Origin of the sequence: Acinetobacter sp. NIOH-H-8, assembly GCF_046635365.1 — a bacterium.
Classification (GTDB): Bacteria; Pseudomonadota; Gammaproteobacteria; order Pseudomonadales; family Moraxellaceae; genus Acinetobacter.
On record NZ_JBHDVN010000204.1, the window covers coordinates 1 to 445 of the forward strand.

At 62.2% G+C, this 445-nt stretch carries 1 protein-coding gene; it reads left to right on the top strand.

Annotated elements, in window-relative coordinates; genetic code table 11:
- Window positions 1–49: 49 nt before the first annotated feature.
- Window positions 50–445 (top strand): tRNA-dihydrouridine synthase (locus ACEWB7_RS17815; RefSeq protein ID WP_411581062.1); only part of this gene is annotated, 396 nt, incomplete at its 3' end.

Genomic DNA, 445 nt, shown 5'->3' on the forward strand with positions numbered 1-445 from the left:
GCCACTACAATCTGCGCTCTTTTTTCTCCCCTTGTCTTCGGAAGCAGCTATGCGCGTTATTTTGGCCCCCATGCAGGGGGTGCTGGATCACCTGATGCGGGAGGTCCTCACCGCCGTCAATGATGACGACCTCTGCGGCAGTGAATTCATCCGGGTGGTCGATCAACTGCTGCCCGCCAAGGTCTTCCATCGCCTCTGCCCCGAGCTGAAACAGGATGGCAAGAGCCGTGGAGGGACCCCGGTACGGGTGCATCTGCTGGGACAGCATCCGGAGTTGCTGGCAGAAAATGCCATCCGGGCCATCGAGCTCGGCTCTCCCGGGGTCGATCTCATCTTCGGCTGCCCTGCCCCCACGGTCAACAAGAGCAAGGGGGGCGCCGTGATGCTCAAGGAGCCCGAGAACGTCTATCGCATCGTCAAGGCGGTGCGGGAGGCCGTGCCTGCC